The 25,007-nt window shown below is 52.8% G+C and carries 37 protein-coding genes and 2 pseudogenes; 7 read left to right on the top strand and 32 right to left on the bottom strand.

Features of this window, described 5'->3' with window-relative positions; translation table 11 throughout:
• Positions 1-82: 82 nt before the first annotated feature.
• The 32 genes and pseudogenes from GN277_RS15340 to GN277_RS15190 form a co-directional block, all read right to left on the bottom strand.
• Positions 83-793: a hypothetical protein gene (locus tag GN277_RS15340; protein ID WP_159751770.1), complete on the bottom strand. Its 711-nt coding sequence runs from the start codon at positions 791-793 to the stop codon at positions 83-85.
• Positions 794-897: 104 nt separating this feature from the next.
• Positions 898-1,554 carry a hypothetical protein gene (locus GN277_RS15335; protein WP_159751769.1) on the bottom strand — a complete coding sequence of 219 codons (657 nt, stop codon included), beginning with the start codon at positions 1,552-1,554 and terminating at the stop codon, positions 898-900.
• Positions 1,555-1,835: 281 nt separating this feature from the next.
• On the bottom strand, positions 1,836-2,333 hold the full coding sequence (locus tag GN277_RS15330) for a DUF1492 domain-containing protein (protein WP_159751768.1): 498 nt from the start codon (positions 2,331-2,333) through the stop codon (positions 1,836-1,838).
• A 23-nt stretch (positions 2,334-2,356) separates the two neighbouring features.
• A complete protein-coding gene (locus GN277_RS15325; protein ID WP_159751767.1) occupies positions 2,357-3,697 on the bottom strand; it encodes a site-specific DNA-methyltransferase in 1,341 nt (446 codons plus the stop codon).
• On the bottom strand, positions 3,684-4,232 hold the full coding sequence (locus GN277_RS15320) for a hypothetical protein (protein ID WP_159751766.1): 549 nt from the start codon (positions 4,230-4,232) through the stop codon (positions 3,684-3,686). The genes GN277_RS15325 and GN277_RS15320 overlap by 14 nt, the downstream gene beginning before the upstream one ends.
• Positions 4,213-4,365: a hypothetical protein gene (locus GN277_RS15315; RefSeq protein ID WP_159751765.1), complete on the bottom strand. Its 153-nt coding sequence runs from the start codon at positions 4,363-4,365 to the stop codon at positions 4,213-4,215. Before GN277_RS15315 ends, GN277_RS15320 begins: the two co-directional genes overlap by 20 nt.
• Entirely contained in the window at positions 4,349-5,005 is a 657-nt protein-coding gene (locus GN277_RS15310; RefSeq protein WP_159751764.1) for a hypothetical protein, read from the bottom strand. Before GN277_RS15310 ends, GN277_RS15315 begins: the two co-directional genes overlap by 17 nt.
• Positions 5,006-5,017: 12 nt before the next feature.
• Positions 5,018-5,167: a hypothetical protein gene (locus GN277_RS15305; RefSeq protein ID WP_159751763.1), complete on the bottom strand. Its 150-nt coding sequence runs from the start codon at positions 5,165-5,167 to the stop codon at positions 5,018-5,020.
• Positions 5,168-5,188: 21 nt separating this feature from the next.
• On the bottom strand, positions 5,189-5,416 hold the full coding sequence (locus GN277_RS15300) for a hypothetical protein (protein WP_159751762.1): 228 nt from the start codon (positions 5,414-5,416) through the stop codon (positions 5,189-5,191).
• A 211-nt stretch (positions 5,417-5,627) separates the two neighbouring features.
• Positions 5,628-6,320 (bottom strand): ASCH domain-containing protein, encoded by a 693-nt coding sequence (locus GN277_RS15295; RefSeq protein WP_159751761.1) that lies wholly within the window; start codon positions 6,318-6,320, stop codon positions 5,628-5,630.
• 108 nt (positions 6,321-6,428) lie between these two features.
• Positions 6,429-7,172: a hypothetical protein gene (locus GN277_RS15290; protein ID WP_159751760.1), complete on the bottom strand. Its 744-nt coding sequence runs from the start codon at positions 7,170-7,172 to the stop codon at positions 6,429-6,431.
• 17 nt (positions 7,173-7,189) lie between these two features.
• Complete coding sequence (locus GN277_RS15285; RefSeq protein ID WP_159751759.1) at positions 7,190-7,822, bottom strand: replication protein; 633 nt, start codon at positions 7,820-7,822, stop codon at positions 7,190-7,192.
• 17 nt (positions 7,823-7,839) lie between these two features.
• Positions 7,840-8,040 (bottom strand): hypothetical protein, encoded by a 201-nt coding sequence (locus tag GN277_RS15280; RefSeq protein WP_159751758.1) that lies wholly within the window; start codon positions 8,038-8,040, stop codon positions 7,840-7,842.
• Positions 8,037-8,528 carry a DNA N-6-adenine-methyltransferase gene (locus GN277_RS30280; RefSeq protein ID WP_280178610.1) on the bottom strand — a complete coding sequence of 164 codons (492 nt, stop codon included), beginning with the start codon at positions 8,526-8,528 and terminating at the stop codon, positions 8,037-8,039. Before GN277_RS30280 ends, GN277_RS15280 begins: the two co-directional genes overlap by 4 nt.
• Positions 8,529-8,595: 67 nt before the next feature.
• Positions 8,596-8,712: pseudogene (locus tag GN277_RS32435) on the bottom strand (hypothetical protein); the annotation flags it as partial.
• Complete coding sequence (locus tag GN277_RS15270) at positions 8,705-9,328, bottom strand: Holliday junction resolvase RecU (protein ID WP_159751757.1); 624 nt, start codon at positions 9,326-9,328, stop codon at positions 8,705-8,707. The pseudogene GN277_RS32435 and the gene GN277_RS15270, both read right to left, overlap by 8 nt.
• Positions 9,325-9,846, bottom strand: coding sequence for a DUF7768 domain-containing protein (locus tag GN277_RS15265; protein WP_120478115.1), 522 nt, complete (start codon positions 9,844-9,846; stop codon positions 9,325-9,327). Before GN277_RS15265 ends, GN277_RS15270 begins: the two co-directional genes overlap by 4 nt.
• Positions 9,847-9,859: 13 nt before the next feature.
• Positions 9,860-10,468: a DNA-methyltransferase gene (locus GN277_RS15260; protein ID WP_244324978.1), complete on the bottom strand. Its 609-nt coding sequence runs from the start codon at positions 10,466-10,468 to the stop codon at positions 9,860-9,862.
• 81 nt (positions 10,469-10,549) lie between these two features.
• The gene (locus tag GN277_RS15255) at positions 10,550-11,440 is read right to left on the bottom strand and encodes a DNA-methyltransferase (protein WP_159751755.1); all 891 of its coding nucleotides are present in this window, start codon (positions 11,438-11,440) and stop codon (positions 10,550-10,552) included.
• Complete coding sequence (locus GN277_RS15250) at positions 11,440-12,123, bottom strand: replicative helicase loader/inhibitor (protein WP_159751754.1); 684 nt, start codon at positions 12,121-12,123, stop codon at positions 11,440-11,442. Before GN277_RS15250 ends, GN277_RS15255 begins: the two co-directional genes overlap by 1 nt.
• On the bottom strand, positions 12,116-12,934 hold the full coding sequence (locus GN277_RS15245) for a DUF6291 domain-containing protein (protein ID WP_159751753.1): 819 nt from the start codon (positions 12,932-12,934) through the stop codon (positions 12,116-12,118). Before GN277_RS15245 ends, GN277_RS15250 begins: the two co-directional genes overlap by 8 nt.
• Positions 12,935-12,952: 18 nt before the next feature.
• Positions 12,953-13,306 (bottom strand): single-stranded DNA-binding protein, encoded by a 354-nt coding sequence (locus GN277_RS15240; RefSeq protein WP_159751752.1) that lies wholly within the window; start codon positions 13,304-13,306, stop codon positions 12,953-12,955.
• Complete coding sequence (locus GN277_RS15235) at positions 13,299-14,144, bottom strand: ERF family protein (RefSeq protein ID WP_159751751.1); 846 nt, start codon at positions 14,142-14,144, stop codon at positions 13,299-13,301. Before GN277_RS15235 ends, GN277_RS15240 begins: the two co-directional genes overlap by 8 nt.
• A 29-nt stretch (positions 14,145-14,173) precedes the next feature.
• Entirely contained in the window at positions 14,174-14,914 is a 741-nt protein-coding gene (locus GN277_RS15230; RefSeq protein WP_244324735.1) for a cell wall hydrolase, read from the bottom strand.
• An 8-nt stretch (positions 14,915-14,922) separates the two neighbouring features.
• Positions 14,923-15,660 carry a 3'-5' exonuclease gene (locus GN277_RS15225; protein WP_159751749.1) on the bottom strand — a complete coding sequence of 246 codons (738 nt, stop codon included), beginning with the start codon at positions 15,658-15,660 and terminating at the stop codon, positions 14,923-14,925.
• Positions 15,653-17,005 (bottom strand): SUMF1/EgtB/PvdO family nonheme iron enzyme, encoded by a 1,353-nt coding sequence (locus GN277_RS15220; protein WP_244324734.1) that lies wholly within the window; start codon positions 17,003-17,005, stop codon positions 15,653-15,655. Before GN277_RS15220 ends, GN277_RS15225 begins: the two co-directional genes overlap by 8 nt.
• Before the next feature lie 148 nt (positions 17,006-17,153).
• Entirely contained in the window at positions 17,154-17,330 is a 177-nt protein-coding gene (locus tag GN277_RS15215; protein ID WP_159751748.1) for a hypothetical protein, read from the bottom strand.
• A gap of 11 nt (positions 17,331-17,341) precedes the next feature.
• Positions 17,342-18,151 carry a hypothetical protein gene (locus tag GN277_RS15210; RefSeq protein WP_159751747.1) on the bottom strand — a complete coding sequence of 270 codons (810 nt, stop codon included), beginning with the start codon at positions 18,149-18,151 and terminating at the stop codon, positions 17,342-17,344.
• Complete coding sequence (locus GN277_RS15205) at positions 18,139-18,414, bottom strand: hypothetical protein (protein WP_159751746.1); 276 nt, start codon at positions 18,412-18,414, stop codon at positions 18,139-18,141. Before GN277_RS15205 ends, GN277_RS15210 begins: the two co-directional genes overlap by 13 nt.
• A 14-nt stretch (positions 18,415-18,428) precedes the next feature.
• A complete protein-coding gene (locus GN277_RS15200) occupies positions 18,429-19,013 on the bottom strand; it encodes a hypothetical protein (RefSeq protein WP_204162753.1) in 585 nt (194 codons plus the stop codon).
• 24 nt (positions 19,014-19,037) lie between these two features.
• Positions 19,038-19,313, bottom strand: a complete 276-nt coding sequence (locus tag GN277_RS15195) for a helix-turn-helix domain-containing protein (protein ID WP_159751744.1) — start codon at positions 19,311-19,313, stop codon at positions 19,038-19,040.
• Positions 19,310-19,483, bottom strand: a complete 174-nt coding sequence (locus GN277_RS15190; RefSeq protein ID WP_159751743.1) for a hypothetical protein — start codon at positions 19,481-19,483, stop codon at positions 19,310-19,312. Before GN277_RS15190 ends, GN277_RS15195 begins: the two co-directional genes overlap by 4 nt.
• Before the next feature lie 198 nt (positions 19,484-19,681).
• On the opposite strand from GN277_RS15190, the pseudogene GN277_RS15185 reads away from it, so the two are divergent.
• The 7 genes and pseudogenes from GN277_RS15185 to mobT form a co-directional block, all read left to right on the top strand.
• Positions 19,682-20,491 (top strand): annotated as a pseudogene (locus tag GN277_RS15185) (SrtB-anchored collagen-binding adhesin); the annotation flags it as partial.
• A gap of 12 nt (positions 20,492-20,503) precedes the next feature.
• Positions 20,504-20,782 carry a hypothetical protein gene (locus GN277_RS15180; protein ID WP_081484684.1) on the top strand — a complete coding sequence of 93 codons (279 nt, stop codon included), beginning with the start codon at positions 20,504-20,506 and terminating at the stop codon, positions 20,780-20,782.
• The gene (locus GN277_RS15175; protein WP_002606075.1) at positions 20,730-21,056 is read left to right on the top strand and encodes a YdcP family protein; all 327 of its coding nucleotides are present in this window, start codon (positions 20,730-20,732) and stop codon (positions 21,054-21,056) included. Before GN277_RS15180 ends, GN277_RS15175 begins: the two co-directional genes overlap by 53 nt.
• Positions 21,057-21,071: 15 nt before the next feature.
• Positions 21,072-21,455 (top strand): YdcP family protein, encoded by a 384-nt coding sequence (locus GN277_RS15170; RefSeq protein WP_159751742.1) that lies wholly within the window; start codon positions 21,072-21,074, stop codon positions 21,453-21,455.
• A gap of 99 nt (positions 21,456-21,554) precedes the next feature.
• On the top strand, positions 21,555-22,160 hold the full coding sequence (locus GN277_RS15165; protein WP_159751741.1) for a VanZ family protein: 606 nt from the start codon (positions 21,555-21,557) through the stop codon (positions 22,158-22,160).
• Between the two features lie 64 nt (positions 22,161-22,224).
• A complete protein-coding gene (locus tag GN277_RS15160; RefSeq protein ID WP_159751740.1) occupies positions 22,225-23,619 on the top strand; it encodes an FtsK/SpoIIIE domain-containing protein in 1,395 nt (464 codons plus the stop codon).
• 183 nt (positions 23,620-23,802) lie between these two features.
• Positions 23,803-24,999, top strand: coding sequence for a MobT family relaxase (gene mobT / locus GN277_RS15155; RefSeq protein ID WP_159751739.1), 1,197 nt, complete (start codon positions 23,803-23,805; stop codon positions 24,997-24,999).
• Positions 25,000-25,007 lie beyond the last annotated feature (8 nt).

Below are 25,007 nucleotides of genomic sequence, written 5' to 3'. Positions count from 1 at the left end.
TTTTGTTTTCTTTTGCTTGTGATTGGTTTGTTGTGTTCATTTGCTTTGTCTTTGCTTCGTTGCTTTGCCTACTGCTTGGCTTTCACTTCATGGCTTGCTGTATATGGTGCTCGAAGCGCTTCTCCAGATTGCTGCCGATTGTTTCCTCAATCGTTTCTTTTGCTTTGCCGCTTATCATTTGCGGTACGGACAGAGTGCGGACAGCTTCGACTGGTGTTCTTCCTTCCCCCGTTCTTTGGAAGGGGAGAGTGGGGGCGTCTGCATTTTTCTTACTGGACGAGGCAAGATATGTCCCGGCCTTCATGCTTGCCCTTTGCCCTTTGATAATGGTAGCCTTTACGGTATACGGCTTTGGGGTTCTAACAATCCCTACCGGGCCAGCTGCGCCCTTAAAGTCAACCATTTGCCCCGGTATTCGCTGGCGCTTATCTTGTAAACCTCGTGGAGCTTTTGGCGACATTTTGAAATGTATTGGAGTTAAGGTTTCGCCCTTGTATTCGAGGGACGCCCCGTCAACGCTGATCCCCGATACATTTGTGGAGGTGGCCCCCCGTTTTGTTTTTGGGCCCGCCTCTTTGATTGCTGCGGTATCTACACCATAATGTTGCCGGATCCCTTTGCTTACCCATGCCGGAGCTCTGGAGGTGAAGTCCGACACGGTTCTCTTGATTGCTGTCTCGCCTCCGTCCTTTAGTTTCTCCAGTTTTTTTGCCAGTTTTGCCCCGTCTTTCATGGTTACAGAGAAGGCTCCATTTGTGCGTCTTGATTGCCCGGTATAGAATAGGCTGCTCATGTGTGCGCCTCCTTTCTACTAAAAATTTACCCTCCCCCAGTCTTTTTCTGGAGGGCAGGGCATAAGAAAAACCGCCTCGGTATTTCCTTAGCGGTTTCAGATTTCTATTTAATTATTTTCCCGTCGGTCGTGAACTCGTGGACGCTCTGGTCTGGCATTATTGCTTTTATTATGCTGCCGCTTTGTTCAATCTTAAAAATCAGGTTCTTTCCACGCTCTGCGCTGTATCTGATTTTCTTTTTCCAACTCTTGAAACTTTTAAGGTCAATCACTTTGAGATAGGCAGCCTCCAGATCGTCGTCGCTGTCTGCGTCATAAATGACAGCGCATAGCTGAGGGGTTAGCATGTAGGTGTTTGGCTCGTAGTCCTCGCATAACCGGCGTTGGCTGGCTGTATCTGCCGTCAGAACATAAAGGACGCCCTCGTCTGTTATTGCATAGCCCACGCCCTCGTCTGTAATAAGAGCAGCTTCCACGAAGTCCTCCGTTTTCCGTATGCGGATCCCTTCATTCTTTGTCGTGGTTGCGATCCCTTCGTTGGCGTTTCCGTCCATGCCGGTATGAATGTAATAAGCGCCAGACGGAGAGGGCCATGTTTTGTCTGCATGAAACCATTCCTTGCCATTTTTACAGAGGATTGCCGGGGCTCCGTTTGCATTTCTTACCGTCACTTCCCACACATTTCCCTGCGGTTGCGTTTGTTTTTGGGGCTTTTGGTTGAGAATGTCTCCCCATAAGCTGAGTTTTTTATTGCTTCCCATGTTTGATAACCTCCCGTGGTTTTTTTGTTTTAGTCATCTTTGGGATATTATAGCACGCAGGGAAGTGGTGTAGCAATCCTGTTTTGAAAAACAGAAAACCGCCCGGCGGCGTTTATGCTCTCCAGACGGCTTTCGCTATTTTACAGTATAGCACACGGCATTATCCCCTTTTATCCCCTTTTGTCCCTTTTTATCCCCTTTTATCCCCATACGCTGAAATGCCCGTAAAATAAGGCTTTGCGGGCATTTTGGAGGCGTTTTTTTGTTTTGTTTATAAAAATTTAATAATTTTCTTTTTCGATTTTTGCGAGGGTTTGCAGGGCCGAACCATGGATTTTAAAGGCCCGTTTTAGGTATCGCTGGCTATTTGTTTCGTAGTCGTCCTCCTTCCCGTACAGAACGGCGCAGATCGTCCACCAGCTTGCCTCGTCAAAATAACGCATTTCTATGATGGTCTGTTCGTCTGGCTTTTTCATAAGTCCGATCATGCGCTCCAGCTCTCTGCGGGTTTCGCCTTCGTCGTCGATCAGGTCACGGAGCTGCGTTTCAAGTTCCAGCTTTTTCGCGACTTCTCGCTCTGTTTTGCTGGTGCCGTCTCCACCGCCCGGCAGCCCGGTGAGATTTGGAGTGGAAGCGGAGCCCATGGTGGACTCCAGATACTCCAGCCGCTCGATCAGATTGTCGATCCGGCGTTTCAGCGTGGCGACGCGCTCCAGCTTCTTTTTTATTTTGTCGGTTTCTTTCGGCTGTTTTTCACCGGTCTTTTTCTTCTGGCCCATTGGCCCCGCCTCCTTTTTTGTTTCTATTCGTTGAATATGCTCTCGTAGACTTCCCGCGGCTGCAGCGCTCCCTTTCTGATTAGCTGGATCCCGGTGTCTTTTCCGGTGGTTTTTATGTACCTGCGCACAATGACGTCCACAAACCGGGGTTCCATTTCCATGAGAAACGACGCTTGCCCGACACTTTCGGCTGCGATCAGGGTAGTGCCTGATCCTCCGAAGGTGTCAAGAACGCCCTCGGCCCAGTCCGTATTGTCCAGCAGCTTCTCCAGTATCTCCACTGGCTTTTGTGTCGGGTGGAGCTCATTCCCGGAGCGCGTGGCCTCCAGTACGTTGCCGTAGCCCTTGTGATTGTCCCACTTTGGCTTTGTGCGGTGCGCAAACATGACGAGCTCGTGCTGCGTCCTCCAGCCCATACCCATGCCGGGGCTTTTCTTATTCCAGACAAGCATATTTTTGACGCCGAGCCCTGCGGTTTCCACAATATCGAACAAATATACCCACATACGCCAGTCCGTGAAGATATAGGCCACGAGGCCGTCAAAGTTCTGGAGCACTTCGCGCATGAGAGACTGGTACCCGCGCGTGCTGAGGGTGTCGTTGACTATGGTGACGGCGATCTCCTTGCCGTCTTTGTCGTAGCGCTTGGTTCCTATGCTGCCGCTGCTGCGCCCGGACTCTTGGAAGCCACCGGAGCAGTAGGGCGGATCCGTGAGCAGGATTTCCGGGTGTGCGCCGTCCAGCAGCAGGCCCATGTCTGCCGCGTTGGTTGAGCTCCCGCAGACGACGCGGTGGCGTCCGAGGATCCAGAGGTCGCCCTTCTGGGTGACTGTTTCCTCTGGCGTCGGCAGCTCCGGTATGTCGTCCGGCTCGTTCAGGTCATTGTGGAGGGCTTCTGACAGCGCGGTGACGAGGCCCTCCACCTCGTCCTCCGTGTACCCGGTCAGCTCCATGGGGATCTCGCCGGTGTCGATTTCTGCGAAAATGTCAGCCAGCAGCTTGTTGTCTGTCTCTGCCAGCTCTGCGATCCGGTTGTCTGCCACCAGATCGGCGTATTCCTCGGCCTCCGAGGTGTAGTTCTGGTAGTCCACCGGTGCCTCTTTCATTCCTTCCAGAAGGGCAGCAGCGAGGCGTCCGTGGCCCTTCACTATGAAGTCGGAGCGCTTCGAGACGGTGATCGGCTGCCTCCAGCCCGCCTGCCTGATTATCCGACCGAGTAGCTGGATCTGGCTGTCCGGGTGCTGGTTCGGGTTTTTCGGGTTCGGTACCAGCTTTGCCACGTCCACGATCGCGTCGTGTGCGCAGAATACCGGCACGCCGTCGGCCCACGCTTTCGGCTCGGCTTCTGGTTTATACTCTGCCATTTTTTCGCCCTCCCTCCAGATTTTTGAGAACAGCCTCCCGGATCCGGTTCTGGAGCTGCTCGTCTGTCTCGTGAGGGTAGCGCCTGAGCCCGTGCTTTTTCGCGATCGCGTCGAGCTTCTGGCCGGTTGCCGGTGTGGGTGCGTTCTGCACGTTTACGGTGTCCAGCGTCCGGGCGGCTCTCAGGATCCTGCGCTTGTAGCTCCGGTTTTTCTCGCCCGGCTGTCGCCTTATCCCATAGATCGGGCCGATATTGTTCAGGGTGAGCCCCTCCATGGACTCCCAGAGCGTCCGGGCGACTTTCCGGCGGCGTTTCCATTCGTGGATCCGCTTCGTGGCCTCATGGAGCAGGACGAGCACGCCGGTGAGCGCCAGAAGGGCCACCAGCGCCAGCGCCGGGATCCAGACGGCCCCCAGAATAGCGGTGGGCCAGTTTATGCCGACGGATCCGCGGCCTTTTGCTGCCAGAAGTGCGATCCATGCCGGTGCTGAGATCAAAAGGGTGAGAGCGTAGAGCTTATTGTTTTCTCTTTTCACGTTTTACCCTCCTTCTCTGCGCCCGGTTTCCTTCTGGGTGTGGCTGGTTTTGTGGTATTCTTGAAGCCCAGAAACTTGCGGCGCACCAGCCATTTACTCGGCAGCCGGTTGTCCATTTATTTTCTTTTCCCATGCTTTGCCCTCCTTCTCTGCGCCCGGTTTCCTTCCGGGTGCGGTGTGTTGTTTTGCCGGAAGGGGGAGACGAGGCCCGCCTCCAGAGCGCAGCGTGTACAGAGCCACTGGACGCCCTGCTCTTTTTTGAGCTTGTCAGCTTCAGACGATTTCCAGCACTTGCGCCCGCAGTTGGGGCAGTCGATCAGCTCCCAGTCCGGGTGCTTGGCTTTGGTGTCTCCGTTCAGGTTCTCGTCGAGAGGCAGGCAGAGGATCCCGCCCTTTTCTCCGTCTTTCCTTGGCGTCAGGTCAATGCCAAACTTGCGGAGCTTCTCGCGGGTGTCGTCCTTTTGTTCTTCCTGCTTCACCTCTATGACTTCCACCTGATCGAGCTCCAGACAGAACACGCCCTCCGGTTCCCATTTTTTCGCCCGCCATACCTCCGCGAAGGTTTCCAGCGTGTCGTAGCAGCAGAGCCCAGCCTCCGTTTCGGTGACGAACATTGTCTCCATGACGGCCTCGTCGTCGGCGTCGTCCCAGCCGTAGAGGTGCCAGCTGTCGTAGTTGTCATAGTCCCACTGGGAGAAGTAGAGCACATGGCCGTCAATCGGCCAGCCCGTTCCGGTCACTTTTCCGGTGATGATTTTCGGTTTATATCCCATTTTGCGTCCTCCTTAAAAAATTGTATTCATGCAGATAATGAGCGCGATCACGGCCGTGAAGGCGAGCACGATCGACTTGTGGCGCTGGTTGTCCTTTTCACCCAGAACGCCGAGCAGCAGCACCGCGGCCACGACGCCCAGCAGAATGTTGAGTGCGATCATTTCCTTTTGTCCTCCTTTTCTTTATACATTTTGCAAGCCCATTTTCTCCAGCTTTCCGGCTCTTTCATTCCCATACGGGCGTATGCTCTCTCGAAAAAGTCGTCGCACCTCTTTTGACTTGCGCATGTGTCGCACGTCCGGCGCTGCCACAATGGCGGCGGCTGCCTTCTGCGCCTTTTTCTGTTCTTTGCCATGATTACCTCTTTCTGAACGAGTCCGGCGCGTTGCAGGTGCTCCAGTGTGGCGCATAGCCCCAGCCCTGAGCCTCTGCCGGATCGTCCACTGTTTCGCAGCTTATCACGTCCCCGGCAGGCGTTACCAGCTTTGTGCTGCCTCCGGGCTTTATGCGGTAGCTTACCGGCCGAGTGTCGCACGGCATTGAACGGCCGGAGCGGGTGCGGATCCAGTGGATCGGCTTTCCGCAGCTTTTGCATGTGCTTGTTTTCATGCGCTCGCCTCCTTACCATGTCCATGTGTCGCGTTTCGGCATGAACACAATCGCCTTGTCCTTGTATCGCTCCATAACCTCCAGCGGCGTGTCTGGCTCTCCGTCGAAGGCATTATACAGAGCGCTGCATAACTTCGGCCCGTCGTCGGCCCTCGGTTCAACGTCTTTCCAGAGTTTCCCGGTTTCGTCCTCGTACACTGGACGATCCCAGCTGTCACGGCCTTTATGCCTCAGCAGCAGCACGTCCCAGTTCCAGAGCCCCTGCTTGCCCTTGATCGGTATCGGCTCCGGCAGGAAGGTGACGTTCTGGAGCTCCCATGCATACCGGCCCGGCGTCCAGTCTCCGAGCTCCATTTCCTGCTCGGTTGGCACGAAGTAGTCGCCGAAGTCCGGCGCGTGCTTGTCTGTGGTGAGGCTTTCGGCTCCGATTGGGATATTCTTTGCCACGTCCACGTCTGTGCCGGGGTTATATACTATATGCCAGACATTCACGAGTTCAGCGGTAGCTATAATAGCGCCGAGCGGCACCTCGTCGAGTTGATCCAGAGCTTCGCGGACTTCCTGCGGGAGCGTCCGGGGTTCTTTGGCTGCTGCATGAATAGCGATCGGCCCGCGGTATTTTGTGGGCCAGCTTCTTGTCTCATATTTCTTAGTACCGCAGGCTATGAGAGAAGCCCACGGCTGCCATATTGTGATTGCTTTCATATTTTCACTTCCTTAATAAAAGCATTTGCTTTTTATGCTTTTATTTGCTTTCTTTTGCTTTGATATGCTTTTTAGATTTTGGGAGGGTTTGAGGCCCTCCCGTGCTTCTTATGCAATAATGGTGATCTGCTCGCGGTTTGGTATATCTTTCAGCGCTTCGGTGAGGTATTTTTTCACATTCTCGACGGCCTGAGACTTCCAGAGCCCGCCGTCTGCTGCCACGAGCTTGAATACCGGAGCGCCGCCCCTGCCTTCGCTGATCCTGAATATGAAGTCGCTCGCGGGCTGCTCCACCTCCAGAAATGTGCGGTAGGGGATCAGGTTGACCGGGTTCGGCACCAGCACGTTCTCCTTCGTAGTGATCCCGGTTTTCATGGTTGCCTGCTGGGTGACGCCGTTGTCTGAATATGCCTGCTCCTGCGTGTTGGTGATATTGCTCGCCAGAATGGTGACGGCTTCGCGGTCGTCGCTTGCCATAAAGCACGATTGCATGGACACGAGAAAACTCTCCTGATCGTACTCCCGGCCGTATTCAAACTGAGGCAGCAGGGCGTTGACTTCGAACAGTGTTTCGCGATCCCGCTCCGGCAGCAGTCCAGAATAGAGCAGCACCTCGGTGGCGCTTATTACCTGAATAATCATGCGATCCCGCAGTTCTTCCCGGATTTCTTTTATGTAGTCCACCAGAGAGGTGAGGGTGGTCGCCTTGATCGGTTTCGCCTTGTCCGCTGCGTCGTAGCGCCTTAAATCCTTTGTGCAGTAGGTTCTTCCATTGATCTGCACGACTTCGGGCTTTTCTGCCTTTACTGCCAGTCCCGTGATAAAAGCGATTGCTTCCTTGATACCTTCCATGTGTTTGTCCTCCTTTTTTATGCTTGTGCGGCTCTTTGGCCGATTGCAACTATTTTTTTCTGATCGTCTACCGGGTGCCCGTCTTTTAATACTTCCCCGGTGTCAGGATCAAAGTCTCTGCCAGGCACGAGATCGCCTGCTGCCGCTTCGGCCTTTTCAGGCTCCGGCTTTTTCTTTCTGTTTTTGAGATCCAGCGGCTTTCCGGTGGGCTCCGGTTCGGCTGCTTCCTGCTCCTTGGTTCCTGCTGCCGCCTCGGCCGCTTTGTCCTGCTGGGCGTCGCCTGCTGCCGGTTCCGGCTTTTCCTGCGGCTGGGTGAGATCAGAGAAGCTCATTTGTCCCCGGATCTGTCCGTCATACTCCGCGATCTCCAGCTGGCCGGTTCTCATGTTTACGCCCATAATCATTTGAGTGTCGATCGCCTCGGTGGCGGCCAGCTTGGTTGTGACGGCGATCTGGGTGTTGACGAGCTGGCGGGTTTTGTTCGGTGCAAATTTGATTGTGACATTGATCTGCCGCTTGGTGGTGGCCTCGGTGTTCGGGTTCTGGATATTGTCGGCCACCTGAATGAGCGCCTCGTTGAGCTTCTCGGCGAAGGCACCGCCGGCCAGCGCTTCGAGGTTGATCTTTGCCTCGGTTTTCTGTTTCTTCATGTCTGGGATCCCTCCTTTTAATTTAATTCGTCTAAATATTCTTTGTAGGTTTCAGCCTCCTGCTTGATACTTTCCAGCAGGGAAATAATATCCTTGAAACTTTCCGCTTTTCCGCTTTTGTAGGCTTTTAGGCGTCTTTCGGTTAATTCCTCCGCTATGGAAATGATTTCAAGCTCATATTCGAGGCAGTCGTCGTGTATGGTTGCCAGTCCGTTCATGCGCCCTCCGCTGCCGTCCAGACGATTGCGGAGCGTCCCGTCACGCTGCACACCCGTTTCCCGGCGTTCTTTGCCTTGCCTGCTGCCTGCGCTTTGGTGAGGATCGGGCCCACGTCGCTGCGGCTCACCTGCTGCCCCCGATCGGAGAGAGTGGCCGCGATCTCGTTTGCAGTCATTGACTCGCCCTTAATGAGATCCAGCACCATGTCCCGGAGGCTCTGGCCAATGTCTTTGCTGCGCCAGATAACGACGGCAGAGGGGAAGGGCGCGGAGTCCTTCGCGTTTCCGTCCTCGTCTGTAAATTTGAGCCGCCCCCGCAGGAAGCGGATCTCGTCTGCTTTCCCGTGCAGTATGTAGTCGTGGAAATATGAGGTGTCCGTTCTGGACGGTATGAGCATAACCACGACGGTGCCGGGCTTCTGGCTTTCCTCGTAGCCCTTTTTCACCCACTCGGCGATATTGCGTCCATATGGAGGATTGCAGAACACGCAAGATCCCCCCCCAGCTTTCCTTTAGGCCGTCGTCGGCCGGTGTGAAATATCTCGCGCACTTGGCGCTTTTATCGGTGGCGGCCGGATCCAGATTAAAATGAAACTCTTGATCCAGTTCTGCGAAAAAGTCGGCCGGTGTACACCAGTCCAGCTTTTTGCTGCTTAACAATGCTTCATTCATTTGTTTGATCTCCTTTCTGTTCAATGTCTGGAGCGTCAAGTTCCACGCCTTCCAGCAGTTTGAGCACTCCGGCGATATATTCGACGCGGAAGGGTTCAAGCTCTGCCTGCGTCATGTACTTATGGCCGTACCGACTTTTCATGTCCCGCCATATTTCCCACGGCACCCGGTAGAAGTCTTGCAGCTCGAAGCTCACCATGATGAAGGCGGCAGCTCCGAGGCGGTGGTGCTCTGTCAGGCTGTCGATCTGCTCCTTGGTCAGCCGTCCATATTCGATCCGGTCGCCGTCCGTATGCTTTGCCTCAAATACGACGGCCCGGCCTCCGGTCAGCGTCCCCTTAAAATCAGGCTGCCCCGCTTTGGTATAGCAGGCAAGAAACTGGCCCATGCGGTTAGGCGGCCGGAGAGGGCGCATAGGCTCCGGCGTCTTTTCAATGAAGGCCACGCCCTTGTCTTTGTACCAGTTCAGGCTTGCAGAGATCAGGTTCTCGAAGTGTTCCCCGGCCCGTTTGCTCTGGAGCCCGCGCTGGCTGCGCTGCACATTGGAGAGGGCGGTGGCAGCAGTCGGATCCCGGTAGCCCTCGCTGTTTTTTCCGGGCACCGTGTCCCAGCTCATTGATCTGCCTCCATGGTTATGTCGTGGCCGGGGTGCTTCCTGAGCTCGTTTGCCAGTTCTATGACAGCCTCGCCGGGTATTTGAACGGTGGTAGACTCCACGACGGAGATCCCGCTCATTGTGCCGACGTGGCAGGGAAGGACGATCAGCGCGTCGCCCAGCTCGGTGTCCGGCGTTTCGCTTCCTGCGCTCTGGTATGCCTCCGCTGCGTCCCGGACGAGGATCCCGTGTTCCTTCGCGTATTCGATCTCGGCCTTCATGCCTTCGCTTGGATTGTCCATGCCGTACACCCAGAGCTCTGAGCATATCCCCAAAAGGGAGATCCCCAGTTCCATGCCGAGGGCCCGCTCCTTCGGGTTTGTGTCGTCCGTGAATTGCGTACAATAGACATGCGGCGCGATCGGCACCACGTCAGGGAAAAGCTCGACGACTTCCCGGCAGTAGCCCTGCGCTTTGGTGATGTTCTTTTCCATATCTCCCCGGCACGGGGAGCAGATATAAATAAACCGTTTTCTCATGGTGTTGCTCCTTTCATTCCATAAAGTCAAATATTGATAGTTGGCTGTCCTCGGCCTCAATGCGTCGGCAGGAAATATCGAAGTATTTCAGCTCCAGCTCTATGCCGATAAAATGGCAGCCTTCCCGGATTGCAGCCACACCGGTGCTCCCGCTTCCCATGAACGGATCCAGCACCGTGCCGCCTTTGTTTACGCTGTTATGTATGCAGCGGGCCATGAGTGCGACCGGCTTTGGTGTCGGGTGTTCTCCAGCCGGATCCCGCGATACTCGCCAGAGGTTTGAGGGCCTGCCGTCTTTGAGCTTGTGCCTGCCTTTATGTGCAAACAAAATGAGCTCGCATTGGTTCGCGTAGTCCCCGGTCAAGTCGCCGCTTGTCCAGTTTCCCTTGTCCCATATAATCGGAGTTTTTAAGATTGCCCCGGCGTCAATGAGCGCCTGCTGCCACATTGGTGCTACATCAAAACGGGTGCAGAGATAGATCGCCCCGGTATTTTCGACAACTTCATACATGAGCGGCACGCTCCAAAGCGGGGCTTTGCTATCATTTGCCAGCATGTCTGGCGTGTCCATTACCTTGCGCCGCCCGGTCTGATATGAGATCCCATACGGGGGATCCGTCACTATGGCCGCCACCCCCCCCCGCGAGCTCTGGCAGGATCTCCCGGCAGTCTCCGCAGTAGAGCGTAGCCTTTCTAAAATGTTCTACCCGCATGTTATCGCCTCCTTGATCCTCTGTTCACTCATGGTGCAGTATTCCGGGTTTATGTCTATTCCGATAAAGTCCCGGCCTTCCTGAATTGCCACCGCTCCAGTAGTCCCGCTCCCGCAGAACGGATCCAAAATGGTGTCGCCGGGCCTGCTGCCAGCCAGGACACACGGCCGCACCAGTTCCTCTGGAAATGTGGCGAAGTGTGCGCCCTTGTAGGGCCTTGTGGCGATTGTCCAGACGGTGCGCCGGTTTCGCTTTCCGGTTTCGTTCGGCGTGAGGCCGTGGCTGTCTCTTTCCACACTGGCGCTGTTTTCTGCCGCCTGATCGTGTGTGTATGCGTTGCCGCCTCTGAATGTCTTGGTATTGCCCCGGCGTCTGGCGTTCGGGTTTTCGCTTCCCGGAAAACCTGCTGCCGGTTCCTTGATTGCTTCGGCGTTGTAGAAGTAGTCTGGGCTCTTGCTTAACAAAAAAATATACTCGTGGGCCCTTGTCGGTCTGTCCTTTGCACTTTCCGGCATAGTGTTGGGCTTGTGCCAGATTATATCGGCCCGCAGGTGCCAGCCGTCCGATCGTAGCGCGAAGGCCAGAAGCCACGGGATTCCGTTCAGATCCTTGCGCTTGACTTCACCTGCTGCCGCTTTGCCTGCGTAGCTGTCGCCGATATTCAGCCAGAGGGTGCCGTCGTCTTTTAAGACTCTACGCACTTCCCTGAATACTTCTACCAGCCGCCAGGTGTATTCCTCCGGCGTTTCTTCGAGCCCGATCTGCCCGGCTTCTCCGTAGTTTCTCAGCCCATAGTAGGGCGGTGAGGTCACGCATGTGCTGCAGCAGCCAGACGGCAGCAGGCGCAGCGCTTCGGTGGCTTCTCCGGTTATAATTTGCATTAGCTTTTCACCTCCCCGTCTGTGAGTTCCAGCGGCGCGTCTGCCGCTTCCAGAGCCCTGCGGCTCCAGCCGTATGTGATCCGGTTCATGGTGTCGTCGTGTTCCCTGCGGGCCTGCTCACGGTCAGCGAGTAGGTGCTGGCCCTTGTCAGGAATAGCAGAGGCCACGGCGTCGATCTGCGAGGTGAGCCCCTCCGGTGTCATGGCCCGCTGTTTCTCCCGCTCGTACATTGGCTTGTAAATGTCCATGAAGGCCACGCGATCCATGCCGGGCTTGCCGCCTCGGTAACAACTCCGGTGCATTTCGTAGAGGTTGCAGTACCCGATCGCCTCAACGGCACGGGCCGCCAGTGGTGGGAGCTGCTGGTGCAGGTCGCCGTGATTGTTTTCCCCGGCCGTGTACAGAAGGTCACTGACTGCGAGCCACGCCCGATCCGGCTCTATGAGGTCAGGGTGCATAAGCTCCAGCATGAGCTCCCGGATCTCTGCCACACTGGGCGGCCATTTGTTTGTTGCTATGTGTTTATTCAGGGCCAGCGCCACGATCCGGCCGTCGTCCGATTGAAACATTGAGGCCCAGAGGTTCACTGTGGCGGTGACTGCTGCCTCGTCTCTGAATTTGTCATAATTGGGGTAGGCCGTGACGACGATCGCCACCAGCTTTGCCGCGTCTGCTTTAGTCAAAAACGCCGCCTCCTTCCTCGTCTGCGATAATACCGGCGAGCACGTCCATGGTGGAGGGCTTGCCCCCGGTCTGGCTTTGCGTGGTTCCTGATCTGGGCTTGCTGCCGCTGTCGTATTTCCCTTCCAGCACTTTGCTCATGTTTGTGGGGCGGATCAGCCAGTCGAAGTCGGCCGTCCACGCCCGGTCGTTTTCACCTTTCAGGAAGTCCGACGCCTCGGCCTTCTCGAATAGCTCCCGGAAGGTGTCGAGGGACTTGTATTTTTTCCAGCGTGCCGCGATCTGCTTCTCCCGGTTTCCTTCGACGGCCCTCAGCTTTGGGTAGCTGGTACAGATTGAGTGGTAAAGCTCCACGATTTTTGAATACGGGACGGGATCCTGCTGGCCCCCTTTCAGGGGGTAGGGGGTAGAGCTTTCTTTCCCTTTCTCTGTGTCTGTCTCTGTTACTGTCTCTGTATCAGTCTCTTTCTCTGTATCACCTTTTTTTGCTTCGGTTTGCTTTTCAGAATAAGCATTTGCTTTTTTTGCTTTGTCCTGCTTTCCGGTTTCTTTCTTAGGCCGCCCGCCCTGCTTGCCTGCTTCGCTGCGTTTCCGGCAGGTATCAGCATACTTCTGGGCGTCTCTGTCCATTTGCCCGGTGATGAAGGAAAAAGCCATAAAGGCCATACCGTCCAGATCCTCCGGCATGTCTCCACGCTCCCCATAGTTCAGCAGAGCCATGAGCAGCTTTCCGCGTTCTGCGTCGCTTAAAAGTGAGAGGTGTTTCCGGTAGTCGTAATACAACAAAAAGCCTTTTTTTGAGTCCTGCGCCATAGCCCTGCCTCCTTTCTGTTATACTTGGCTGCTCCCGTCATAGTCCCCGGTGCCTCCTTGGCCGCTGTCAGCAAAATAGAGGCGGGAGGCGTTGACTTCTACGACTTTGTGGGTTTTTCCGTCGCTACCGGTATATTTCCGGGTGGAGAGCCGGCCCTCGACTACGATCTGGCGGCCCTTGGTGAGATAGCGCCCGGCAAACTCGGCCTGCTTGTCCCAGCATGTGATCGGGATATAGTCGGGCGGGGTGTTCTTGTCTTTGCTCGGCACCTGCACGGCGAGGTCGAAGCTCGCCACGGGTACGCCGCTTTGGGTGTATCTGATTTCCGGTTCCTGAGCCAGACGGCCCAGAAGCCCTACATGGTTAAACATTTGAGTTTCCTCCTTGTCCTTGCTGTTTCTTTACGGCGTCCAGCCGGTTGCAGATTTCATTATACTGGGCGCGTGTCAGGTTGTGCGGATCCTGCTGTCTGTACCGCGTGGCTATATCCTCATTGATCTGCGCCTGCGTGATCCCGGCGTCCTCACCTTTTCGGTACATGCGGGAGAGCTGCGCGTCAGTTAGAGGGCGTGAAGCGCCTGTGTGCCCGTTCTGGGCGTTCTGCTGCTGCGGCTGGGTATTTCTGCCCGCGGCACCGTTTTGAGGCGCTGCGGGGCGATTTGCGGCCGGTGGCGGCGCTGTCTGCCCGCGGTCGGTCAGGTCTGGATCGTCGTCTCCCTGATCTATGCCGAACTTTTCAAAGAGATAGTATTTGAGGCAGTACGTCCACGCGGATCCTTTTGCTTTGTCCGGCCCGCCGTCATTGGTTCCGATCGCGTGCAGAGTTACCTCCAGAATGTCCTCTGGATCGTCTGCGTTCGTCCAGCGGATTGTCAGGTCTGCCTCATACACCCACACGATCAGCCCGCCCCTCTGGGTGTTCTGCTGAAAATGTGAGTAGTAGACGGGATCGCCGTTTTCGGCGTGTCTGGTGGCTTTTTCGGCCACAATGTCGAAGTTGACGCCGTACTGGTTCATAGCCGGGGTGAGAAGCTCGTAAACGTCGAAAATCTTTGCAAATTTATACTTTACGCCCTCCGAGTGCTGGCGCTGCGTGATTGCAGGCACGGCCTCCCGGAGCTTGACAAACTTCTCTTGCAGGCTCATGGCCTCCCGCGGCGGTGTTTCTGCGCTTTGCGGCTGTGCGTCAGCCTTTGGACTTCCTGCCATGGTCTACCTCCTTTGGTTGATGGTTTCTTTCAGCGGTTAATGTCTTTGAAAAACTTATGGTTGTTAATTGTCATTACATACGCCTGCGACTCGTGCCAGCTGCTTTCTATAAGCTCCGGCGCGTAGAAGTACCGGATCGGCTCGCTGGTTGCAACGTGTCCGAAGTCAAACACGGCCTCCACGGCTTCCAGAGCTTCGGCGGTAGGATCCGGCCGCCTTTTGCTGTATTTATACTTTTCCAGAACCTCGGACGGGCGGATCCTCTCGTCCTCACATGTCTGGAGTATGCACTGGGCCACGGCTACCTTGCCAGCGAAGGGCTCGCCTGCGGCTTCTGCGGTGATTACTTGCGCAATCTCCAGCCGCTCGTCGTCGGTGAGAGTGTAGCGCTTTTCGTAACCGGACTCTTTCGCCCATGCGTCTGTTAGGTGTTCCCAGTCTACCGGGTGGCCGTCGCCGTCCTTGAATATGTACGTCTGCGGCTTGTCCTCCGGTTCTATGGTGATTTCCGGTGGCCTTGAAGGCTCCGGCGTATATGCTGCGGTGGTGTCACTTCCATTCGAGGAATAGATCAGCCAGTGCAGCAGGAAAAGCACGCCCAGTCCAGCCAGGACGGCCAGCGCCAAAACAAGCGCATGTTTCCATTTTCTCCGCTTGAAAAATAGAGAGAAGCGGTGTAAAATGGTTTTAGGCTTTCGGCGGCTTGCGCGATAGCCTGCGGAGCGGCTTCTCATTCGCGGTGGGTGCCGCTCTATTTTCGTGTTAATCATTTCTTTGTTCATTTCCTCCTTTTCTTCATCAGGGCCGGTAGTGTGCAGCTTGGCGGCTGCATGTATTTGTTGAAACGCTGCGGCCAGTAGCTCACTTTTTCGATCCTCTGTCCACCGACTCCGTACTTCGGGTTGTAGCCGAAGGTGTTCACATATTTCAGAAGATCGGGCCGCTCGTCGTCCATGGCTCTGCATACCTCAAAAAGTGCCTTCACGTCGTCGATCGCCCGGTGGGTGTTCTTTACCTTGTCCCCCAGATTGTAGGCCGCGATCGCGTTCTCCAGTTTGTGTGGGTAGTCCCTCCGGTCTTTGTACACCGTCAGGCTGTCCAGATAGTCGCAGTCTTTCAAAAGTTGCAGCGCGTCGTCTCCATACCGGCCGAGCATTTCCTGAGTGAATGAAAGATCAAATTGTGCATTGTGGGCCACCAGAAGGACGGGCCCGCAGGTCAAAAACTCGAAGGCGAAGGCTGCTGCAGCGTTGTATTCAGTCACGCCGCTGGCTTCCAGCTGTTCGTCCGTGATCCCGGTCAGCTCTGTGATCTTTTCGGGGATCCGCTGTCCGTCTGGCAGTTTTATGAGCATGTCAGCGCGGCCCGCTGTGTAGAGGGTGCCGTCACCTGCCCGCTCGATCCTGATTGCTGCCAGCTCTATGATCCGGCAGGTTTTGGCGTCGAGGCCGGTTGTCTCCACGTCGAAGAACACGACGGCCTTATATTTCCTGAATACTTCCCGGAGATTATTCACGATCGGCGGCCTCCTTTCCGAGTGTCAGTGTCAGTGAAGTGGTGGCGGCGAGCTTTAGCTGCTCCATGCCGCGCCTCATGGCCTCGGCTGCTATGTTGATCTGCGCCAGCTGTGAGGCAATCGGGATCGCCACTTTGATTTCTGCCTCGCTGGCATTGTAGGCCAGACTTTGGAAGCTGAGCGCGTCCTGCCCGCCTGCGGCTGTGTATATGTCTGTCAGTACCTTGGCAAGTGTCAGCCGGATCATGCCCGGCAGCGTGTCAGGAAGGGGGAAGGGCCAGTCCTTTGTGATATCCGTCATGGTGTCTTTATGCTCCAGTTTTTCGGCGTTAGCCTTGATCTCATTCTTGATTTCCTGCGGCGCGTCGCTCAGATCGGCGGCTTCGTCGTCCAGATCGTCCAGAGATCCAGAGTCGCCAGAGTATCGAATTAAAGCGGAGCGGAAGCCCACGCCCCAAGACACAAACGCGCGGGAGTTGTAGCCGTCGAAGCAGAACACACCAGCGCTCGCACCGTTGGGCCAAGCGCCCCCGCGGACCACGATCCTTTCGCCGTCAGTGTCCAGCCAGAAGTAGTCCGTGCCCTCATATCCGGGCGCAGGATAGAGGCCGAGCTCGATCAGCTTCTCCGGGACTTCCAGCGCCGAGGTGTTCAGATCGGTGAATTGTACGCCGTCGTAGTCTTTGCCCTCCGGTGCTATCGGTTGGAGCTTGATCTCGCCGTCCTCTACGTTGTAGTAGACGGGATCGCCGTCGGCTGTGTAGATCGCTTTCCACTCCTTTGAGTCTCTGGACTGATCCGCGCCTGCTGCTGCCTCGTTTCCCGGTATCACCTGCACCTTGCCGTCTATGAAGCGGATCCCGCCGACGTGTTCCCAGACATTGCCGCACATGTCGGCGACTCCTTCGGCTGTGTGGTCGTGGTTCCATGTCACCGGGCCGGAGCCGGTCAGGGTTTTACTGCTGCCGCTGTTGTCTTTGTATGTAGTGCCGGTTTCCTCCGGGTGGCTGTGGCTCTTTCCGCAGTCAGTGTTTCCACGGGGGAGGGTGCCGTTTTTGCGGCTCTGGTGTGCCAGGGCGGCCCATTCGTCGTTTGTCAGAAGGTGCCAGCCGGGGCCTTTGCTTTCGCAGAGCCGGATCGCCTCGTCGTGGTTGATATTTACGGCGGGCTGCTGGTAGGGCATGGAGTGGGGCACGCCCCCGATCAGGGTGTTGGGGTACTTGCTGATCGCGTACTCCTTCACGGCCTTGCCTCTGATTTCTGCCGGGAGGCCCAGCTCGTCCGGTGTGAATACCACCATAATGTCCGGGATCCCTTTTCTGTCAAAAATAACCTCGTTTCTCATGTGTTTGCTCCTTTCGGTTGGATCCTGCGTGGCTGCTTATACTTTGCCCGGCACCGCGGGCAGAGATAGCCATACCACGGGATCGTCGCTTGTTTGCTTATATTCCATTCCAGCCCGCACTCGCGGCATGTCTCATAGCGTGCGCCGCTTATGCGCCGGGCATGAGTACGGGCTCGCGCCGGTCTATGTGCGTCAGGTCTGCTGCCAGCTGCGCGGCTTCTTTGGCGGCGTCCAGCTCCGCGCGTTCTTTACAGTCGCAACGCTCGCCGGGATCCAAATTGCAGCCGCAATTCGGACATACGCGGTACGGTTTAGATTTGCTCATGTGTCCACCTCCTATCCAGCAGCGGCGGCCAGCAGCTTATCACAGAGTTGCTGCTCCAGTCGTCGCCGGTATTTTTTGCGCACACGGTACTTTTTAGCGTGCTTGTAGTAGTGCCACCATTTCGGGTGATCGTTTGCTTTGTAGAGCATGGCGTCTATGCACCTGCCAGCGATCCGGGCCACGATCCTGCCCGCCGCCTTGGCCGATCGTTTGATCCCAGCCCACGCCTCCCTTGCAGCGTTGACAAGCGCCTCGAAAAAGCGTAGCACTGCCGGTTGTAGGGCTTCCAGAATAGCCGCGGCCGTGTTCGGTGTGATCGTGAGGTTCAGCTCCATGCTGGGCGGGCTCCGAAGCTCTGGGAGGTTCAGCTCAGGAGGGGAGAAGCGCGGAAGCGTCAGCTCTGTGATCTGTCCGGTGAAGCATTTCCCGTCAATATACAGAGCGCTGGGCGCTGGGCATTTATCTGTTTCCTGCTGCTGATCTGCCAGGTGTTCCATAGGCCCCGGTGGAAATGCCGTCGAGCCGTCCAGCAGGTTGTAGCCGTTCTCGTAGTGCCAGCGGATCCCTGCCGCCAGCTCTGCCACGGTCATGTCCTCGCCGAAGTGTCCGCAGTAGTAGCCATTTAGCATAACAGCGTTTGGATCCTGCTCCAGTATCTTGCGGGCCCGCTCCAGATCCTCCGGCTCGAAGGTGTCGTTGTCACTGTTCAGCCATACCGCCGTAGCGTTCCAGCTCCGACCGGTTTTCCAGACGATCACCCACGCGATCCCGTCGCGGAGCTCGCCAGCCCATTCTTTTGCGATCGTGTTTATTGCTGCCATGGTTCTGCCTCCCTTCTGGCGTGAACGACGGTGAAAAGGTCGTCAATTTCATGCCGGGTGATGTATGTATCTGTTTTATCCAGTCCGAGGAAATGGAGCAGAGGATCCTCCCCGTCAAGTGAATAGCTGGTGGCGGCCACGGCGTTGAGCCGGTAAACTGATACCTCCACAATGCCGGGGCGGCCGCCGTCCTCCAGAACGGCCGGAAACGAAGCCCGGCACAAGAGAGCGGCGTCATATTTGAAGTCGTCAGTGTTTGCCATGCCGGTGCCTCCTTTCAGTGCATATATGGCCGCAGGTTGTCGTTGTAAAGCTCGTAGCTCATGCAGCCGCAGTCGAAGCGGATATAGTTCCAGTCGGTCGCATTGTAGAGCGGGGCCCGGTCGATTTCTCCGACTTTGCGGAGCTGCCGGTGCCGGTTGACTTCGTACCGCGGGAGCGTCCGGTGGATCTTGATCTTCTCCTTGGCGAAGCCGTACCACTCATAGAGCAGATCCTTGGCCTTTTCGTCGCTCATGTGCTCGGTGTCAGATTGGCTCGCCAGTCTTTCGTAGTCGGCCTGCTGCACGTTGTCGGTGTCCTCGTAGGGCCGCCATTCCTGCTCGCGTTCCAGCGCCTTCTCCAGTTCCGCGATCCGTTCTTCCATGGCCTTCTGAGCTCTCTCGGCCTCGCTCTGCGCGTTGATGTGCTGCATATTTACCTCGCGCTGGATCCTTTCGGCGATCCCGTCCTCGTTCTTTTTGTAGGCTTTGCAAAAGGCGTCTTTGTCGCCGCTAAATTCCATATAAGCCTTCTCGATCGCTGCGTATTCTTCCATGGTAGGGAAGTAGCCCGTTCTTTTTTCAAATTCTTCTAACATCATGGCGGAGTGTTCCTTTCTTGTGCGTTATGTGGTGACAGTTTCAAGTTTCTGCTGTTCAGGTTTGGCCTTGCTGCCTCGGCGTTTGAGGTTTTGCTGGAGCCGCAGCTGGGCCAGCTTTGCGTTGTAGCCCTGCCGCATGTTGCAGTCAAGATCCCCAGTGTCCCCGCGTTTCAGCTCTTTGTAGATAGTCGCCACATGCATGCCGAGAGAGTCGGCTATATCCTGCGGGCGTTCTCCTTTGAGATAGCGGGACTCCAGAGCCTCGCGGTCTGCCAGTGTCAAATATCGGTAGTTTCTCACGTTCTCACCTCCTTGTGGTGTGGGTGCATACTCCGGCCATTTTGTAAAATCTGCATTTTCGGGCGGGTACTTCTCAACCGGCCTCCCGCGCTCCGGCTGGCGTCTTTTTTCTGGGCCGCCTTGACCGTACCGGCTTTCACCTTAAAAGCCGGAAACTTGTTGAACGACATGGAGCCTTTTTAGGCGTTGCTGCTCTCCACCGCCGCCCGGTTTTCACCTTAAAAACCGGACTTAAAACTTGTTATCCTTCACCGATAAATACAGACTTTACAAAATGGCCGAGGGGCCAGTGTTGCCCGTTTTGTGGTAAAAAAATAATGCGTCGGGAGGCTTTCGCTTCCTTTCGCATTTAATGTTACAATTTTCAAAAGGAAGAAAACGCAGAACTTCTTATTGACGGGAAACGTGTAGAAAACGATTATACCTTTGTCGCTGATGAGGAAGAAATGAAAGTGGAAATTTCCTATACATTCAATGCGTCTGCTTTAGGTGGCAAGAACCTTGTTACCTTTGAAGAATTGTATGATTTCAGCAATCCAGACGAACCCGTAAAAGTTGCGGAACACAAGGACATTGAGGACGACGGGCAAACCGTACTTATCACAGAGCGTATCATCAAAATTCATACGACTGCTACCGATAAGGACGGCAACAAAGAGATTGAAGCTGGAAAAGACGTTACAATCATTGATACCGTAACCTTAGAGGGCTTAGAAATCGGTACACAGTACAAACTTGTGGGCTGGCAGATGTTGAAAGAAGAAAATGCAGAACTTCTTATCAATGGAAAGCGTGTGGAAAGTGATTATACGTTTACTGCTGACAGCGAAACTATGAAAGTAGAAGTTGCCTTTACGTTTGACGCTACTTCTCTTGACGGCAAACAGCTTGTAACTTTTGAAGAATTGTACGATTTAAGCAATCCAGACGAGCCGAAGAAAGTTACCGAGCATAAGGATATTGAGGATAAGGGACAGACAATTACCTTTAAGGAAAAGCCAGAAGAACCAGAGAAACCCGAAACACCACCGACACCAGAAAAGCCTAACAGACCTAGCGACAGTCCCAAAACGGGCGACAGTACAAATGTAATGGCATTTGTTGTGATGTTGCTTGCGTCTGCTGGTGGACTGGCTGGAACATATCTTTACAAACGCCGTAAATTGAAGAAATCATAAGGCGGTAATGGTATGATGAAAGAAAAATCACGCTCTCCGCCGAAGCTGTCAAACGGCAGACTTTTGCTTATTCTGGCTTGTCTGCCTACAACCTGCAAGAACACGGATAGTCAAGGGTGCGTAAGCATTGATTTTACCCTTTACTATCTGGGGGATTGCTGGTACTTCCCAAACCGCCAGAATAAGAAATCACAATCAAAAAACTTATCGAATATAGAAAGAAACGAGGTAAAACAATATGGAAATGAAATATGTCGTGCCAGATATGGCACAGTCTTTTGGAACTCTTGAATTTGCAGGCGAAAGCGAGCCAGTCTTTGAAAGAGATAAAAATAACCGCAGGGTCTTAGCCAGACGAAGCTATAACCTTTATTCTGACGTACAGAAAGGCGAAAATGTTGTGGTGGAAATTCCCGTGCAGGCTGGCGAAAAGCATTTCAAGTATGAGCAGAAAGTAAAACTTGTCAATCCGAAGTTATACGGCAGAGGTTACGCAATCGGGGATATGGGACATACCGATTATGTGTTAGTTGCTGATGATATTGTAGCAGTTGAAGAAAAGTAAAGGAGTGAAGAATTTATGAGATTATCAAACGGGTTTGTTATTGACAAAGAAAAAACATTTGGAGAATTAAAATTTACAGCGGTGCGTGATGTGTTCTTGCAGAACGAGGACGGGACACCGAGTACCCAGCTTAAAAAGCGTATCTATGATTTGAAGTGCAGTCTGCATGGTGGAATTATCCCCGTGTCTGTACCGCCAGAAGTACCGTTGAGGGAATTTCCGTACAATGCAGTCGTGGAGCTTGTCAATCCCGTAGCCGATACGGTATCAAGAAAGACCTATACGGGTGCAGATGTGGACTGGTATGTAAAAGCAGAGGATATTGTGTTGAAGAATAAAGGCAATCAGAACACAGGTAATCCACAGAACCATACACCGCAGGGACAGCCGAAAAAATAAAATTGTAGAAAATCAAGAAATTCTTTTGCTTATCTTTGAGATTTTATTCATAATTGTATGATAATATATTAAATATAGTTTCAGAGAGGAGTGAGAATAATGATTATAATGATGACTATTCCTATTATTTTAACTGTGGTTCCAGTAATGCTATATCAAGTAATTTTATCGTTGTGTAAGAAAAAATCAACTTCTACACATTATTTTTGGACTTACACTATGATGATTTATATATGGCTTGTTTTTTCTGTTACGGGTATCGGTTCTGTATGGGATATTATTTCAAAAGGTGGTTTGATTGAAACTTTTCAACAAGCAAATATAGGAATTATCCCATTTCAGTCAGACGGTTTATTCACTTATTGCATGAATATAATTATGCTTATGCCGTTAGGATTTCTATTGCCTTATATATGGAGAAATTTTAGAAATCCGATAAAAGTAGCCTTAACAGGATTGGCATTTTCAATATTTATCGAATTTGCTCAATTACCAACTAATCGTTTGGTAGATATTGATGATTTGCTGATGAATACATTAGGTGCGGTTTTAGGATATGTAGTGTGGAAAATGATTGGAAATCATTTCTTTAATAAAAAAGAAAAACAGCGAACTATTTCATTGGGAAACTTCGAGCCAGTTATCTATTTGGTGTTAGCTTGTGCATGTAATTTTCTACTATATAATTGGACATGGTTTCTTTAGAAATAAAGTGGTTAGTCTATATGATTGACCACTTTTTTTATACCCAGAAAGGAGTGATTGATTTATGCAAAAGATTTGGAATAAAGGACACCGTATCAGAGCCAGCGACAAGCACCTTGTTTACCACTTTTCCATAGGGACGCTTCTGTTTGTATTTGTGGCGGTTCTTTTGCTACTGAATATAAAACAGTTCATGTGTACCGATTGGGAGCATTTCAGCTTGTTAGAGAACGGCTTGACGCTTTCTCCTTACAACTTCATAACCATACTGATAGCGACTGGTGTTTGTGCATTGGTCGCTTTTCTGTACTACCGCTTCTGTTACGACAGTTTCAAGAAGCTCCTGCACCGTCAAAAGCTGGCACGAATGATACTGGAAAATAAGTGGTATGAAGCCGATACCGTACAAGACAGTGGTTTTTTTACTGACCTGCAAAGCAGATCAAGGGAAAAAATCGTCTGGTTTCCAAAGATTTATTATCAAATGGAAAAGGGACTGCTTCATATCCGCTGTGAAATTACGCTGGGGAAATATCAAGACCAGCTTTTACGGTTAGAGGATAAATTGGAAAGTGGCTTGTATTGTGAGCTGACCGACAAGACCCTGCATGACGGCTATATCGAATATACCCTGCTTTATGATATGATAGCGAACCGCATTACCATTGATGAAGTACGGGCAGAGAACGGCTGTCTTAGACTGATGAAAAATCTTGTCTGGGAATATGACGCACTCCCTCACGCTTTGATTGCTGGTGGGACTGGTGGCGGTAAAACATATTTTCTTCTGACGCTCATTGAAGCTCTACTGCATACCAACGCTGTCCTTTACATCTTAGACCCGAAAAATGCGGACTTAGCAGACTTGGGAACAGTCATGGGAAACGTGTATCACACCAAAGAAGAAATGATAGACTGTGTCAATGCTTTTTATGAGGGCATGGTACAGCGAAGCGAGCAAATGAAACGACACCCGAACTATAAGACGGGCGAAAATTACGCCTATCTGGGACTGCCACCCTGCTTTCTTATCTTTGATGAATATGTGGCGTTTTTTGAAATGCTAGGGACAAAAGAAAGTGTGGGCTTACTTAGCCAGTTAAAGAAAATCGTCATGTTAGGACGACAAGCAGGTTATTTCCTTATCGTTGCCTGCCAGCGTCCAGACGCAAAATATTTCTCGGACGGTATCAGAGATAACTTCAATTTCCGTGTGGGATTGGGGCGTATCAGCGAGTTAGGTTACGGTATGCTGTTTGGTTCAGATGTGAAAAAGCAGTTTTTCCAAAAGCGTATCAAAGGGCGTGGCTATTGTGATGTGGGAACAAGCGTCATAAGTGAATTTTACACGCCTTTAGTCCCGAAAGGACATGATTTTTTGCAGACAATCGGTTTTCTTGCACAAGCAAGGCAGGACGGGACGGCGACGTGCGAAGCGAAAGGCGACGGCACGGACTAGCCGTTGCTGGTGTGGCGTCAGCCACGCCAGCAGGTAAAACCCCTCGGTATCTAACAGAGGGGTACGTTTGCAAATAGACAATAGATAAAAAACATAGGAAACATAAGGCTTCTGGCATGATTTCCTAGCAAAAATCGGCTGTGAAGGCGCTTTAAAAAACTTCACACTTTACAGATTGGGGGTATGGTTCTGAATGAAGAACAATGGATAAAAGAATTACGGGAGAAACGGATTGCTTACGGTATCTCACAAGGCAGGCTGGCGGTGGCTTCTGGTATCACAAGGGAATATCTCAACAAGATAGAAAGCGGAAAAATGAAGCCGTCAAAGGAGCTTTTGGAAACTCTGCATAAAGAACTGGCAAAGTTCAATCCAGAAGCACCGCTTACCATGCTGTTTGATTATGTAAAAATTCGTTTTCCCACGCTGGATATACAGCACATCATCAAAGATATATTAAAACTGAACATCAATTATATGCTCCATGAAGATTACGGACATTACAGCTATACGGAGCATTATTCATTAGGGGACATCTTTATCTATACGTCGGCAGACGAAGAAAAAGGTGTCCTTTTAGAGTTAAAGGGGCGTGGTTGCCGACAGTTTGAAAGTTACCTGCTGGCACAACAGAGAAGCTGGTATGACTTTCTTATGGACGCACTTATAGACGGTGGCGTGATGAAGCGTATCGACCTTGCTATCAACGACCATACGGGCATTTTGGATATTCCAGAGCTTGCGGAAAAATGCAGGAAACGGGAATATATCGGAAAGTCCAGAAGTTATAAGTTTTACCAGTCGGGCGAGCTTATCAAGCACAGAGAGGACGACAGAGAATATATGGGACGTACCCTTTATCTTGGTTCGCTGAAATCAGATGTGTATTTCTGTATCTATGAAAAAGACTATGAACAGTATGTCAAATTAGGTACACCGCTTGATGAAGCCGACATTATCAACCGTTTTGAGATACGGCTTAGAAATGAACGTGCCTATTATGCAGTACGGGATTTGCTGACCTATTATGACGCAGAACAGACCGCCTTTTCTATCATCAACCAGTATGTGCGGTTTGTTGATGAAGAACCAGACAAGCGAAAAAATGACTGGAAACTCAATGACCGCTGGGCGTGGTTTATCGGCGATAACAGACAGAGCTTGAAGCTGACGACAAAGCCAGAACCTTATACCTTAGACCGTACATTGCGTTGGGTACAAAGGCAGGTAGCACCGACCTTGAAAATGCTGAAAAAGATTGATAAAGGAAACGGTACAGACTACATGGAAACTATCGAACAGCAGGCAAAGCTCACAGAAAAGCATGAAATGATAATCAAACAGCAGACGACCCCTGCAAAAGATTTGATAGAAAGTTAGGAGTGATA

Origin of the sequence: Sporofaciens musculi, from assembly GCF_009830285.1 — a bacterium.
GTDB classification, from domain to species: Bacteria; Bacillota; Clostridia; order Lachnospirales; family Lachnospiraceae; genus Sporofaciens; species Sporofaciens musculi.
This window is presented reverse-complemented; position numbering and strand designations above follow the sequence as displayed.

What these genes read in the sequence shown, in the direction of transcription:
- GN277_RS15270 (WP_159751757.1), bottom strand. Translation starts at nt 9,328, where the DNA reads ATGAGCTGGGACACGGTGCCCGGAAAAAACAGCGAGGGCTACCGGGAT.
- GN277_RS15235 (WP_159751751.1), bottom strand. Translation starts at nt 14,144, where the DNA reads ATGGCAGGAAGTCCAAAGGCTGACGCACAGCCGCAAAGCGCAGAAACA.
- GN277_RS15240 (WP_159751752.1), bottom strand. Translation starts at nt 13,306, where the DNA reads ATGTTTAACCATGTAGGGCTTCTGGGCCGTCTGGCTCAGGAACCGGAA.
- GN277_RS15205 (WP_159751746.1), bottom strand. Translation starts at nt 18,414, where the DNA reads ATGGCAAACACTGACGACTTCAAATATGACGCCGCTCTCTTGTGCCGG.
- GN277_RS15335 (WP_159751769.1), bottom strand. Translation starts at nt 1,554, where the DNA reads ATGGGAAGCAATAAAAAACTCAGCTTATGGGGAGACATTCTCAACCAA.
- GN277_RS15160 (WP_159751740.1), top strand. Translation starts at nt 22,225, where the DNA reads ATGCAAAAGATTTGGAATAAAGGACACCGTATCAGAGCCAGCGACAAG.
- GN277_RS15280 (WP_159751758.1), bottom strand. Translation starts at nt 8,040, where the DNA reads ATGAACGGACTGGCAACCATACACGACGACTGCCTCGAATATGAGCTT.
- GN277_RS15325 (WP_159751767.1), bottom strand. Translation starts at nt 3,697, where the DNA reads ATGGCAGAGTATAAACCAGAAGCCGAGCCGAAAGCGTGGGCCGACGGC.
- GN277_RS15175 (WP_002606075.1), top strand. Translation starts at nt 20,730, where the DNA reads ATGGAAATGAAATATGTCGTGCCAGATATGGCACAGTCTTTTGGAACT.
- mobT (WP_159751739.1), top strand. Translation starts at nt 23,803, where the DNA reads ATGGTTCTGAATGAAGAACAATGGATAAAAGAATTACGGGAGAAACGG.
- GN277_RS15215 (WP_159751748.1), bottom strand. Translation starts at nt 17,330, where the DNA reads ATGAGCAAATCTAAACCGTACCGCGTATGTCCGAATTGCGGCTGCAAT.
- GN277_RS15300 (WP_159751762.1), bottom strand. Translation starts at nt 5,416, where the DNA reads ATGCGCCACACTGGAGCACCTGCAACGCGCCGGACTCGTTCAGAAAGA.
- GN277_RS15315 (WP_159751765.1), bottom strand. Translation starts at nt 4,365, where the DNA reads ATGGGAAAAGAAAATAAATGGACAACCGGCTGCCGAGTAAATGGCTGG.
- GN277_RS15200 (WP_204162753.1), bottom strand. Translation starts at nt 19,013, where the DNA reads ATGATGTTAGAAGAATTTGAAAAAAGAACGGGCTACTTCCCTACCATG.
- GN277_RS15190 (WP_159751743.1), bottom strand. Translation starts at nt 19,483, where the DNA reads ATGTCGTTCAACAAGTTTCCGGCTTTTAAGGTGAAAGCCGGTACGGTC.
- GN277_RS15210 (WP_159751747.1), bottom strand. Translation starts at nt 18,151, where the DNA reads ATGGCAGCAATAAACACGATCGCAAAAGAATGGGCTGGCGAGCTCCGC.
- GN277_RS15165 (WP_159751741.1), top strand. Translation starts at nt 21,555, where the DNA reads ATGATTATAATGATGACTATTCCTATTATTTTAACTGTGGTTCCAGTA.
- GN277_RS15230 (WP_244324735.1), bottom strand. Translation starts at nt 14,914, where the DNA reads ATGATTAACACGAAAATAGAGCGGCACCCACCGCGAATGAGAAGCCGC.
- GN277_RS15180 (WP_081484684.1), top strand. Translation starts at nt 20,504, where the DNA reads ATGATGAAAGAAAAATCACGCTCTCCGCCGAAGCTGTCAAACGGCAGA.
- GN277_RS15290 (WP_159751760.1), bottom strand. Translation starts at nt 7,172, where the DNA reads ATGGAAGGTATCAAGGAAGCAATCGCTTTTATCACGGGACTGGCAGTA.
- GN277_RS15255 (WP_159751755.1), bottom strand. Translation starts at nt 11,440, where the DNA reads ATGCAAATTATAACCGGAGAAGCCACCGAAGCGCTGCGCCTGCTGCCG.
- GN277_RS15265 (WP_120478115.1), bottom strand. Translation starts at nt 9,846, where the DNA reads ATGAGAAAACGGTTTATTTATATCTGCTCCCCGTGCCGGGGAGATATG.
- GN277_RS15170 (WP_159751742.1), top strand. Translation starts at nt 21,072, where the DNA reads ATGAGATTATCAAACGGGTTTGTTATTGACAAAGAAAAAACATTTGGA.
- GN277_RS15330 (WP_159751768.1), bottom strand. Translation starts at nt 2,333, where the DNA reads ATGGGCCAGAAGAAAAAGACCGGTGAAAAACAGCCGAAAGAAACCGAC.
- GN277_RS15305 (WP_159751763.1), bottom strand. Translation starts at nt 5,167, where the DNA reads ATGATCGCACTCAACATTCTGCTGGGCGTCGTGGCCGCGGTGCTGCTG.
- GN277_RS15220 (WP_244324734.1), bottom strand. Translation starts at nt 17,005, where the DNA reads ATGAGAAACGAGGTTATTTTTGACAGAAAAGGGATCCCGGACATTATG.
- GN277_RS15245 (WP_159751753.1), bottom strand. Translation starts at nt 12,934, where the DNA reads ATGGCGCAGGACTCAAAAAAAGGCTTTTTGTTGTATTACGACTACCGG.
- GN277_RS15310 (WP_159751764.1), bottom strand. Translation starts at nt 5,005, where the DNA reads ATGGGATATAAACCGAAAATCATCACCGGAAAAGTGACCGGAACGGGC.
- GN277_RS15340 (WP_159751770.1), bottom strand. Translation starts at nt 793, where the DNA reads ATGAGCAGCCTATTCTATACCGGGCAATCAAGACGCACAAATGGAGCC.
- GN277_RS15285 (WP_159751759.1), bottom strand. Translation starts at nt 7,822, where the DNA reads ATGAAGAAACAGAAAACCGAGGCAAAGATCAACCTCGAAGCGCTGGCC.
- GN277_RS15295 (WP_159751761.1), bottom strand. Translation starts at nt 6,320, where the DNA reads ATGAAAGCAATCACAATATGGCAGCCGTGGGCTTCTCTCATAGCCTGC.